This window comes from Parasynechococcus sp. (assembly GCF_045559935.1).
Taxonomy (GTDB): domain Bacteria; phylum Cyanobacteriota; class Cyanobacteriia; order PCC-6307; family Cyanobiaceae; genus Parasynechococcus.
The window spans coordinates 114,824-128,646 of record NZ_JBJLJL010000006.1 but is presented as its reverse complement, the minus strand read 5'-3'; the positions used below and the strand labels follow the sequence as shown (position 1 = coordinate 128,646).

Here is a 13,823-nt window from a genome sequence, read left to right as displayed (position 1 = left end):
TATAAAGTTCGGTCCAAAAAAGCCTTCACATCAACCTAATACTTCGACATTAGTGCCATCGTAATTACCAGGAGACATACCTGTGATCTCGATAAGAATATCATCATGCGATGAATAGCCTGGATCTTGATCATTAGCAAGAATAAACGAACGGCCATCAACGTCGAAAACAAGGATATCAAAGGCCTGGACATCTGAAGATGCAAAAGCATCAGAAAGAGAACTTGAGGTAAGTTCAGAGATAGAGTTCAATTCCCCAATATGCCCTGAAGAGCCAAATGGCAATTGGAGAACATCAACAGAAGGATTAAAGTCAGTGATGTGATCATAATAAGGTATTGAATCGCCTAGAAATGAATCCAAGGCTTGACGGTAAACAAAACGATCAGAACCACTACCACCAGTCAAAGTATCGGCTCCTGGAAAACCTTCAATGATATTGTCAGCAGCATTAGCCACAATGACATTATTAGCGTGATTGCCGGTTATATTTACAGGGTTATCTCCTTGAAGAAGGACTGATTTAAAATCGCTAGCCAGGGATGGAACATCACTCTGAGTGACAAGATGATTAACAGAGAAATTGAAGAAGGGTTCGGCGGTATTGCCTGAAATATCCTGAACGACAAATGAATCAGATGAACGAGGTCTGTAAGTAATGGAGATCTCCTGAGCTGATGTGGGAACCTCTTTCAAATAAATATGGAGAAGCTCAGGATCGTCAGATGAAATAACAGCCGAATTTACATCGACAGCCTTTTGATCTAGCAATACCTTTAAACTACTATGAGTGATATTCCCGGAGGCCAATTCCTCATCAAAACGAAGTTGTATGAATGCATCATCAAGAAGGAATAGCTCACCAGCTGTAGCACGCGGAGACTTCGTATCTACAACAAAGTCAGTCAAGACAGATTGAGATTCATATGAAGGATGAAAGTAGGCTGTCGCAGTTAATGGATAAGTGTCATTACTAGGAAATGGTACAGAAAGGCTCCAGTGACCTTTCTCATCAACATCAACGTCATATGTACGATCACGATAATCGATCCTGACATGGTGATCAGTTGGAGCGGTACCATCGACAGTTATATCAAAACGACTTTCAGAGTCATTTAGATAACCATCTTCGGAAATGGGGTTGATAACAGGGGGGGCAGGTTGGTCAAGCGCAACGACGAAATCGAAAGATTGGGATAAAGTATTTTGATATTCATCAGTAGCCGAGATAGTGAGTGAAGCATTTGAGCTTTCGACAGGAACGATAGACGGATCCAAAACAAAACTCCAGAAGCCATTGCTATCAGGTACTGTGGAATAAGACTCGCCAAAGAAAGACAACTCAATAGTATCTGCGTCTAAATCAGAGTCACCATTAATTACAAGAGGATTGTCAAGATCTAGCGGCGAAATAGCATTGTCTCCAAACAGTACACCATCAACAGACAGGAAGCTTGGCGATTTGGAATCAACAATGACAGGTACATTCAACGTATTGGAACGATTACCTGTTGAGTCAATAGCCGTAAATTCAAACTGGTAATCACTTGAATCTAGTGGTATCGAGGAGGTCGGCAAATCAAAATACCAGGATCCATCCTGATCAACATCGACCGTCCAAGTACTAAAACCAAGTCGAATGAAGACAGTACCCAGGGGTTCAGCGGTACCCTCCAGTGAGAAACCAGAGGATCTAGAAGTCTGATTGAGGACGATCAAATCAGAATACTCTGAGGGCAAGACAGGCCGATCAGGTGCTGAAAGGTCAAAAACAGGCGTGATTGTTCGCGTACTGGATATGTTGCCAAAGAGGTCGATGGAAGTGATGGAAAGGTCACCGATAAGCTGTACATTCCTATCAGGCAAATTAACTATTTGCAATCCGCCAGTGTTGTCAGCCACATAAGCGATATCGTTGTCAGAAGAGAGGGTCACATCCACCGCATAACCTTGAGTATTCAAGGAGTGCATGAGACTTGGCCTAGTAAGATTAGTAACATCAATAATCTGTAAACCATTATCGTCATCGGCGACGAATGCGGTATAACTATCGTCCGAAAGGGTGACGTCTAAAGCAAATCCCGAAGTATCAAGGGTGGAAAGGAGAGATGGCCTAGAGTGATTGGTAACATCAATGATCTGAAGACCACTATCCCAATCCGCAACGAATGCAGTATTGCCATCGACTGAAAGGTCTACACGATTGGCAAATCCCTCGGTATCTAAACTTGAGATTAGAGAAGGGCTAGAGAAGTCAGTAATATCAACGATCTGCAACCCGCTGGCTCCGTCAGCGACGTAAGCAGTGTTTCCATCGGCAGACAGACGAACGTCTGAAGCCCAACCTGGTGTGTTAAATGTCGCAATAAGAGACGGACTAGGAAGTTTGGTAACATCAATAATTTGGATGCCGCTTTCACCATCAGCAACGAAGGCAGTATTGCCATCAGCAGACAAAGTAACTCCCCAAGCTTCGCCAGACGTACTGTGGGTAGATATGAGCTCAGGGCTTGAGAGATTGCTGATGTCAATAATCTGCAAGCCACTGTAGAGATCTGCCAGGAAGGCGGTATTTCCATCCGCCGAGAGAACAACATCCACTGCATCACCAGAGGAGTGGATGGTGCCAATGGAAGAAGGACTGGCAGGGTTACTGATATCAATCATTTGAAGACCCATGTCGTCTTCGGCCAAGAAGAGGGTGTTACCGTCGGACGAAAGAGTGACAGCCTGAGTTGTGTTCTGGGTGTTATGTGTGGCTAGGATTGGTGAGAAACCAGAATCATCGTATGGTGGATAGAAATCATCCGAAGGAATAAATATTTCCCAGCTGTCAAGCACGTCAGCATGAGTAGTAAACGCAGTACCATTCCAATCAAGAACTATTCGACTGTCGCCCTCAGCTTCGCCATTCAAATACACCCCTGAATCAACTTCGGATATATTGATAACATCATCGGAGGTTATGTCGTTAATCGTAGGCCAAGTAGGCCTGACAGTATCAACACCATAGAGATCAACAGACGGTCCTGATTCGTTACCAGCAGGATCAGTCGACGTTGTAAACATAATCTGGTGCAAACCCTCTTCAAATAGTCTCGAACGAATACTTGTAGACCAATATCCATCCTCGTCACTGGTCGTCGTGTGTTTAGTACGATCCCACTTCAATTGCACGGTATTGAGGGGTTCGGAGTAACCTTCGATAAAAATTCGATCACGAGATTCAATATAATTAATTTCGCTATTGCCAGCAAAAGATGCAACCTTGGGTGTTGGAGGTGGTGTAGTATCGACGGTAACAAAACGGACTTGACTACCGATAAACTCACCATCAGAAGACATGGCAACAGTAGAAATAACAGAATCGATTTCATCATCTGGTACTTCTGTTGATATCACATTGAAACTCATCACATCCTCAAATGTTATTTGAGGAATTTGTGCGAAGACATCGGCAAGGGAAACCTCAGAGAAGGCTGCGGTTTGAAAATCACCAAGGTCAAAGACTACATTTACAATCGTTGGGTATAAAACAGACCAAACGCCATCCTGAACTGTAGCGACCTTTTCAACACCGCCCCACTCAACAAAAACGAAATCTGCACCTTCCGCAGTGCCGGAGAGTGTGACACCGACAGCCTTTTCGGATTGATTAATAATATTATCGGAAGCAACGATATCAATGAGATCAGCAACAGGGTTAACATTCAGAGTAATAGATTCTTCAGGTGAAGCCAAACCGCCCTGATCAAGAACCTTAAAAGAAATAGAGTCATAATTCATATATGCCTCATCAGGCTGAGGCATAAAAGATAGACTAGAGATATCAGCAGCCGAAATGATCAAAGGATCAGGGGCGTCGGCAGATGTAAGCGGTATGTTATCGAGAAGCAGGGTTCCAGTATGAGGAAGTGAGGTAATCTCAATTCCGTTGAGATAATCACCAACATCAATATCCTCGAAATAGAAATCAAAGAGGTCAAAAACGTAGGGTTGATCTTCATTCAGTGAAACTGATGCAGACTGACTAAAAGGTGCATCATTAACAGGGTTAACAGTCAATGGAACTGATAATACAGTTGATAAAGGTGACGGACTGGCATCAAACGCGGCTATTATCAAAAAATCCTCTCCATTAAAATCCTGATCTGGTTTATAGATGAGATCGCCAAGGGCCAAGTTCAATTGGGATTGAGAACCAGACAGCTGAATGAAGGACCCATCGTCTGAAAGCTGAGTATCAATGGCAGCAGTGGTCTCAAGAATAAAACTACCAAAAGAGACTACGAGCGCGACCGAAGAAAGATTACCATCTACATCATCAATGAAGAGATTGTAATCATTAGAGAACAACATCGAGATATCCTCATCAGTAACGAGTTGGTCAGGAGCTGAAATCGTAGGAGCATCGGCAGCACCTACAAGATGCACAAAGAAACTTTCGGTAACATCAACACCATCACCATCACTAACTAAGATTGTAAATTCATCCGAAACAATCTCATTCGCACCTAAAGCTTCTATCAAAAGTGAATCACCAGAATACGAATACTCGCCAGTGGATGTATCAACAGACATCAAACCATAGTCACCGAGCTTGGTAGAGACAGAGGAAGAAGAATCAACAACACCATCATGAATCCCAAAAATTAAGTTGTCGTCATCAATATCAAAAGCATGTAAGTGTCCAGACAAAGCACTTTCAATCACTTCCGAAGACTCGATCATTTCTGCAATCAAGCCACTCTCAATCACACCAAGCTCAGGAGCATCGTCAGCACCAAAAATGTCAATGGTCAGTAATTCAGTTTGGACTTGGTTATTACCATTCGAGACAGTCAGATGGAACTCCTCATACAAGTGGTCGTCAGTATCTAGAGACTCGACAAAATCAACGTTATAGTCGTAACGATAAGCACCTGTATCAGGCTCAAGATGAAGGTCTCCATAGAGACCTGTCTGCACCAACGGTTCATCATCGACTTGGTCGACGCCGTAGATACCAAAAATCAACGGGTTGCTATCAGGATCGATGACATCCAATAAGCCAGTCAGACCCTGCTCTACTCTCTCAGAAGATTGATCAACCTCAGAGATGACGACAGGTGGTATCGGTGAAAGTTGAAGCTGATCGTCATGCCCATAAATAGAAATTGAAACATCGAAGAACGCAGTATCAACCTCAGAGGAGCCAGCGGCCTTGGTGATTAGACTGTCATCAGTAATGGCGATCGTATAAACGACATCAAGGGTCTCGTCATCGCCTAGATAATCAACCAATAGATTGGGAAGTGTGAACGACCAGTTGATTTGACCATCTTGTAGTGTGTCATCAACCGAAAAGGTATTATCAAAGTCACGCAAAGTATCCATCAAAGTCAAAGATGGAGACTGCGTCGAATTACTATCGATATCTACAGAAACGATACCAACCGCATGATCGTCAGTGAGGTCAAAGTCGGAAAATTGAATCTCCCCAATTGCATATAGATCAGTAATCACATATTCAGATGGATCCAACTCCTGATTGGAATCATCCGAATAAACGCTATCAGACGATTCATGGTAACCCTCAGCATCAGATGAACTTACATCGACGGGATAATACAGATAAGGGTCATCAGTATGTTCATGATATCCTTCAGCACCAGATGCACTTACATCGCCCTCGGGGTAATACAGATAAGGGTCACCAGTGTGTTCATGATCTCCTTCGGCATCAGATGAACTCTCTTCGCCCTCGGGGTAATACGAATCAGCGTGACCAGTGGGAGCAATATCATCCTCAAAAAGGTCGACCTGAAAATCACCGGAAACAACATAAGGAGTATCATTGGTACCAATAATAATAATATCAATCTCAGGAGAAGTAGTCAGAGGGGGCACGCCGTTATCAAGAATATGAAGGACATAATTCAGTTGTAGAGATTCGCCCTTAGCTAAGAATTCAAACGCTTCGTCACCACTGGAACCAGACTCGAATGTCCAATGGACTAATGCACCCTCAGAGGGAAGTGAATCAAGATCATGGGAAGGGAGATTCGCTGAAAGGCTCATCATCTCAAACAAAGCTAGATTATTATCGTCAGTCAAAGACGTCGGTATCTGGAAAGAAAGTTCGTCTCCGATAACATCAACACTTCTTGCCACAGCAATGGAAAGATCGTCTACAACATCAACATCACTTACAACGATAGATGCTGATGTCGAAATAACACCATTCTGCTCATCAATTATAGCTTCAAAGTAATCGGGTGCAGCAACAGGGAAATCATTGACAGGATGAACATCAATGTTCAAAGTAACGGGTTGAGAGTAGGCTCCAACTTGGTCTTGAACTTGATACTGAATTTCAGCAAAGGGTTCATCGGAGGCATTGAGACCAGGATGAAACTTAAGTGCAGAAAGTTGAGAAGCATCCACTTCAAGAGACGTTAAGCTAAATCCAGACTGGTCAATCTCAGATGTCTGGCCGACACTACTCAATCTAAAGTTGTCAACAGCAAGATAACTATCACGATTGGCATCTTGCTCATCCATGACTGCAACACCAACAACATATTGACCAGCCTCAGAAAATACATAGGTAAAGGTCCCTTCCTCCTGCTCATAGTCGCCAACCGAATAAACACTTGCGACGGAATAAATATCAGCGCCAGCAACAGTAATAAAGGTATCGTTGTAAGGCAGCTCATCATTGGCTGTAAATTTCCAATCAAACTCCAATTGCTGACCAGCTTCAACTGTAACCGTACGCTTCAGTCCAGAAGAATCCAGGAACAGAGACGATGAATCCTGATCAGAGGAAAGAGAACTGAGAAGACCAGATGATAAGCCGAGAAAGGTTTCAAGGTCGCTGGCAGAACTTGTGCTATCGACAAAAGAAAACTCAACTTGAATACCATAAGAGCCACTAGAAGATCTGATTTTGTCTGAATATTGTGAACCAGAAAAATCTAAAGGTGTATCGGTAAGAATCCAATACTCAGCCCAATACAGATCATCAGAATCATAAGCAATCTGGCCATCCCACAAATCAAGCAAAGAAAGATGGGTCAATCCAGAATAATCATAATCGACAGGAAACTGTCTCTTATCGATGCCAATTCGATAGCCTTGCCTGGAATTGTCATAATCGTAAATTACACACCATTCAACATTGCCAGGGGTTGCAGAAGCCTTCTTGCCAGAAACAATATCTGTCGATAGTAAAGCATAATAATCACCAGCAACAGACGGGTCAAGGCTGACATCAGGAATAGTAAGATCTGATCCAGTAGAGGCGATAGAAACATTCCCTAAGGTTTCCCATCCACTGAGAGAAGACGTCTCAAAATCAATTATCGAGATGGATTCCAAAGGCTGATCATTCAGTGTCAACTGACCACGTTCAGGTAAACCGGTCAGCTTAATACTGCTCAAGGTATCGCCTTGATCAGGATCATTAAGAGGGAAGTCACTCAGAGTAAACGAATAAATCGTATCCTCATCAAGAGAAATCGAGCCATCCAAACCAAGCGGTGCATCCTGAACAGGTGAAATCGACAGAGAAACGTCCTGAGTGGTAGTACCACCGAGATCGTCTGTAACCGTGACGGTGAAAGAATCAACGCCGTTGTAATTGATATCAGGTTCATATGACCATTCGCCCGTAGCGGCATTGATCAAGGCAATGCCATTCAGAGGAACGTCGTCAGACTCAATGGAGAAATAAGTTGAATCAGTGAGACCATCAAAATCAACAGCCGAAAGAGTACCGATGATGATGGAATCTTCTGCACCTGCTGCACTCGTGTCGCCAGAGATAACGGCAGGGTCCTCAACGGCGGTGATGGTAAGGGAGACCGACTGGGTCGTCGTGCCACCCAGATCATCTGTCACTGTCACCGTGAAGGAATCAGTGCCGAAGTAGTTGGCAGCTGGCTCATAGGACCAAGCACCTGATTGAGCGTTGATGGACGCTGTCCCATGCGCTGGAGCATCGACGGATGCAATCGAGAAGTAGGTGTTGTCGGTGAGGCCTTCAACATCTGTAGCTGAAAGAGTTCCAGTAATCGTCGTGTCTTCTTCACCAGAGGCAGAGATATCACCTGATATAACGCTGGGATCATCAACGGGAGTAATACTCAGAGAGACAAGCTGCCTGGTGGTGCCACTGGCATCGTCTGTGACTGTGACCGTGAAAGCATCTGAACCGAAGTAATTGATGTTGGGGTCGTAAGACCAGGCACCAGTTTCAGCATGGATGGAGACGACTCCGTTAGCCGGGGCATCTCCGGATTCGATGGAAAAGTAAGTGTTGTCGGTCAGGCCCTCGGGATCAGTAGCTGAAAGAGTTCCGGTGATCATTGTCTCTTCATCACCAGATCCGGAGGTGTTACCAGAGATAGTGGCAGGATCATCGGTACCATCAATCACAAAAGAGACTGTTTGATCGATCGATCCACCCTCTCCATCTGAGATCTGAACAATAAAGACATCATCCAGGGTTTCACTCTCGTTCAAAGCATTGACCGATTCATTTGAATTATCAACAACATATTCATAGGAACCATCCGCTTCAGCAGTTAGATCGCCATAGAGTCCAGACACAGGAGATGTAGACGATTCAAAAAATTCAATTTCACTAACAAAAACCCAATCATATGCCCTATCTATATCCAATGTAAATTCAGTACCATGCAGATCTAGGTCAGAAAAGGTGTAGACAGTTGGAGCGCTTGAACTGGGATCAGAAAGTGTAGAAGATGAGTAAGAATCTGTATCAGTCGTCAGCTCAATAGAATCTGGAACACCAACACCACCATGTCCATTCGAATCATCAACGTAGATCTTTAAAGTATCCAAATGAATAGTACGATCAAACTGAAAGACAATCGATGGATCGGAATTCCAGCCCACATAAGGACCAGGGCCACTGGGAGCTTCAGTAATGTTCCAATTCTGTGTTGCAATAACACCATCAGTCAAATCGCCCAATCCGCCAGACAAATAGGATCCATTTTGAAGCGGATTACCACTACCATCATAACTTTCATCCCAGTAGTTATAAGACCCGGAAGTTCCATTATGCATAGCATAGGAGGAAGGCTGGATTAAAGTCGTAGACGAACTGCTACTCAATAAGGTAAAACTTCCTGCAGTCGCTTCCTTGACTTGAACAACAGTTAAGTCGTCATTCTCTACATCTGAAATATTCTCCATCAAAGACAAGGGCTCACCACTCGGATTCACTCCTGATTGCACAGATCCATCATTATTTAAACCCTGCTCATTCGCTGTTGTAATGACCAGCTCAGAATCATCTTGATAAGCAGGAATCTGTCCATTTGATTCGTCAATCACGATATACGCAAGATTTTCATTTCCATGCGAAATCTCACTATCTCCATTGGGAGCCTGCTCCTCTTCAACAAAAACCTTGAAACTAGTAGCACCCTCAGAAACAATACGTGCAGAACCAGTATCAGGATCGTTATAAGTTGCTATTTTGACAAACAAAGCATTGGGAGTAGAAAAACTGGACCCATAAGCAACATCTGTCTGAGTACTTGAAACATTGGTGCTAGCAATGTTAGCTTCTAATTTATTAGAGCCGTCAAGTGAGGAAAAGCCGGATTCGATAGCAAACCAACCAACCACTTCAGTGGCAGGAGATGTTGACATACCACCTTCCTCTGCTTCCATCATGACAGAGAAGGAGGAGCCAGTGATCGCATCAGTACGGGTAAGCAGATATTGCTCATTAGCATTGGTTTGCAATTGAGTTAATACTGTTGGATTGTCTTGGCCATTAGGAATAGAAACAGGAACAAAACTCTCGTATGCAGATAAGGTTGTTTTGCCTGCTGAAAATGGAGTCCCATCTGTCAACATTCCAGATCCCGACTCAACAACCAAATAACTGATAATTTCAGTGGTATGAGGTCCGTCATGTTCGCTCGATTCGACAAGTTTAATCTGGAAACGATTGGTAATCTTGCCAGCATCATCTGGATGAGCACGAACTCGAGTGACAGATGCATCTCCACCTCTATATGACATATCACCAGCAATAACAACTGGGTCTACGAAAGAAGAAGACAACTCTACGGTTTGCCAATCATGATTTAAGTTCGTGATCCTCCCATATTCAATTGGAATGTCAGAACCGGAAGACGTAAAATATGGCGCATCATTTGTGCCATCAATTATCAAAGCGAGAGTTTGCTCAACGGAACCACCTGCCCCATCAGAAACAAGCAGCGTAAAAGAATCAGTCAATGACTGATCTTCTCGCAGAGCATCAACAGACGCATTGCTTTGATCAACGGTATAGAGGTAGGAACCGTCAGCACCAACGTTCAACGATCCATAGGTACCAGCGATGGCTAACCCGTTTGTCGATGTCGAAGAAGTCGGCACATTTGCATAACTACCGGATGTTGATTTTTTCCCCTGACTGATGGTGAGAGAGTTGCCGTCAACATCCGTGATAGTCGCCATCAGCGCACGCCGCAGAGCCGGTGGCATTCACTCCGGCCTGCAGCCGACCCATCACTACTGATTCCTGCTTCGTTGGCTTGCGTGTTGGTCAGTCCTCCACTGGATACAGGAGGATCATTCACAGGGGAGATTGAAAGGGAAACCAGCTGCGTCGTGATACCGCCTAGATCATCGGTGACGGTGACCGTAAACGAATCGGAACCGTTGTAGTTGGTGTTGGGCTCGTAAGACCAAGCTCCAGTTTCAGCATCGATGGACGCCGTTCCATTTGACGGATTGTCCCCTGATTCAATCGAAAAATAAGTGTTATCGGTGAGGCCTTCCACGTCGACGGCTGAGAGAGCTCCGGTGATTGTGGTGTCTTCTGCTCCAGAGCCAGAGGTGTCACCTGAAATCACGGCAGGATCATCAACTGGAGTGATCGTCAGCGAGACAGCCTGCGTGGTGGTGCCTCCGAGGTCATCGGTAACCGTGACCGTGAAGGAATCAGAACCATTGAAGTTGGTGGTGGGCTCGTAAGACCAATCTCCGGTTTCAGCGTCGATCGATGCCGTTCCATTTGCCGGATTGTCCCCTGATTCAATCGAAAAATAAGTGTTGTCGGTGAGTCCTTCGTCGTCGGTGGCGGACAGTGTTCCCGTGATTGTGCTGTCTTCTGCTCCGGAGCCAGCGGTATCGCCTGAGATGACGGCAGCATCGTCAACAGCGGTGACCGACGGTGAGACCGTGACCGCAGGGCTCGTGAGCGATCCGTCAGAGGCCTGCAATGTGAAAGCAGGCAATGAACCATGATTCAGCAACGCAAGTCCATCAGCGGAGAGAAGAACGCGATTCGCCGTAGAAGTTGGCGTGTAAAAATTGTCGATACCCCAAGATTCATCATAAATACGACCATCATTAAGTGTTGAGCCTATCTTCAATGAGAATGACTCCATGCCAGCGGGAGTTGTAATTGATATGGCGAATTTTTGATCAGTCCAAACAATATTATCGGTACTGTCCTTATACAGTTCGCTTCGATCGCCAATCGGCGTGATCGAATAAGTATAAGTTCCCTCGCCCTCAATGGTAGAAGTACCATTGACAACTTGTGTTTCAGTGCGATTGTGACGAAGCGGCTGAGTTTGAAAAAGAAGAGTGTCTCCTGAATAGACATTCAGGCGTTCGTCATCCCAAGAGTCAATCGCATAAAAGTCAAAACCAAATGTTGTTGCCTGCCCCGACAAGAAAAGGTCAGTCGATATTGTCTCAGATGACTTATAGCGACCCAAAAAGCTGCCTAGGGACGCCGAGTTATCTAATTTTGCATTCGTCCAACCGGTAGGGAGGCTGTCAAAGGTCTCAAGACTGGAAAGACTATAGTTTGTTGTGTCCGAAAGAGTAATCGTCAGATCATCACCTTCTAGATCAGAGGCTGTAAAGGTGGATACAACAGAACCCACTTGGTTGCCAGATGCATCTTCGGTGAATGAGGTCGTTGAATCAACAACAAGCGCAGGAGCATCATTAACGCCAGAAACAGTTATATTAAACGTTTCATCATCGTATAGGCCGTGCTCATCAGTCACCCTATAAGTGATCGGCACAATTTCATCATTATCATCAGACAAATAGTCATAGGCCGAATGCGCAGGATCAAAGCTCCAGCCACCGTTACTAATCTCATTCAAAATCGATGAACTTTCATCGATTGTTGTAAGACTCGTAAAGTAATCAAAAGTTTTGGACTCACCTGCGTCTAAGCCGCCAATATCAAAAACGATACCAATCGCCTCATCAGCCGTTTCCGTCTTATTCTTGTCATCGCCAGCGCGGTAATCGTATGGATTTCTATTTGAGAATCCACCCGTATAAACCCTTGCCCTAGAATCGTTGGAGAAGAAAAAGACAGTCGAGTTCGACCCATACGCATCTGAATAACTATCATCACTAGACGTCGCGGAAACCATCGCCGCACCATCACCAGCAGCAAATGTTTTTTCGATCTTATTTGTAGTAACATAAGAGCCGCCCTTATAGACAGTATTGTCAGGATCAAACGATCGCATAAAAAGAACATCAGCGAGAGCGCCAGAAGCAACATTCGTGATTGTGACTGATGTCTTGAAAAATTGCTTTGTTGGATCAAAGCTGTGGGTCTGACTGACCTCTGCAGTGTTGTCAACAGTACCAGCAAAGGAGCCAGAAAGCTGGGCAGAAGTGCTGGTATTAATTAGACTTGTATTGGACAGACTTCCAATGTTATAGTTATCAACTAAGGCGCTAAAGCTACCTTTGGCATTGCCACCCCATCCAATACTCCAGCGCTCTTCTGGAGTACCTGGCAAGAAAAAGTCGATACGCAAGTCATCACCAGTACCGAAACCATCGGCATCATTGCTGAGTCCAATCCGGTCGCTGGAGTCGATGGTCCCATAAAAGTCGGAAGGCTTGGCTCCGCTAGTACCAAAGGAGCCAACATCGCTAATGCCAAGTTCAATAAAGTCACCGCCAAGAAATAGCTCGCCGCTCTGAAGTGTTGACCTCAACGGCAACCGAGCATTAGATACACTGCTACTGTTGCCACTGCCATTAGTGATTTCAAACCCTGGAACATCCTCTCCCACCAACGAATATGTTATGGAAGCACCAAGATCAGGGTCGATCGCGGTTAAAACGCCAACCAGAACGGAGCCACCTTCGTCGACTGTGTGATTGGTTGTATAAGTTGCAGTGGGCGCATTATTTGAATTTGAGGCCTCAACAGCAACAGCTTGACCATCTATATTAAGGATGTAATGATCGTCATAGTTAAACCACTCTTTAACGACATCCTCTGACTGAGAAGCCAAGATAACACGCGCGAAGTAAGCACCTTCGTCGCCAACCGTGTCCCAACTGCTGGAATGAAGCTGATCATCAACAGCATGACCAATTTCCTGAAGCAACGTGATCACACGTTCTTGATCCGTAGCCTGATCAAACCAGGTTTCGTTGATCAGAACTGCTGGAGGTTCCCGAAGGATGCTGACTGGCATAGGCACCAACAAGACCCGGCATCGTTGCCCGGGGGATCAGCACGAAATCCAGGGGGCTCAGCCCAGTGCCAGTCGCAAGATCAAGCTTGAGCTGATCGACTGAGGATTGCTGATCAACAGTGAATGACTGATCAGCATCCAAAGAAAAGAATATCTTGCCAATCAGCCGCTCAAAATCACTTTCTGCCGAGCGCTGACGCAACCAAGACCAAACATAAGCCGTCAGCTCCGTGAGCTGACCGGAAAGCGGACTTGAACGATCAGCAACAACTTGTAAATTGGAATCAATATTAGATTGCAAAGCAGACTGACTTGATG

At 44.9% G+C, this 13,823-nt stretch carries 3 protein-coding genes; all 3 read right to left on the bottom strand.

Annotated features, from left to right (window positions below):
* Positions 1-30: 30 nt before the first annotated feature.
* The 3 genes from ACJ0G7_RS03275 to ACJ0G7_RS03265 are packed head-to-tail and all read right to left on the bottom strand — an operon-like array spanning position 31 to position 13,806.
* The gene (locus ACJ0G7_RS03275) at positions 31-10,515 is read right to left on the bottom strand and encodes a tandem-95 repeat protein (RefSeq protein ID WP_407395182.1); all 10,485 of its coding nucleotides are present in this window, start codon (positions 10,513-10,515) and stop codon (positions 31-33) included.
* A complete protein-coding gene (locus ACJ0G7_RS03270) occupies positions 10,488-13,505 on the bottom strand; it encodes a tandem-95 repeat protein (protein ID WP_407395181.1) in 3,018 nt (1,005 codons plus the stop codon). The genes ACJ0G7_RS03275 and ACJ0G7_RS03270 overlap by 28 nt, the downstream gene beginning before the upstream one ends.
* Positions 13,447-13,806: a hypothetical protein gene (locus ACJ0G7_RS03265; RefSeq protein ID WP_407395180.1), complete on the bottom strand. Its 360-nt coding sequence runs from the start codon at positions 13,804-13,806 to the stop codon at positions 13,447-13,449. Before ACJ0G7_RS03265 ends, ACJ0G7_RS03270 begins: the two co-directional genes overlap by 59 nt.
* Between the last annotated feature and the right edge of the window lie 17 nt (positions 13,807-13,823).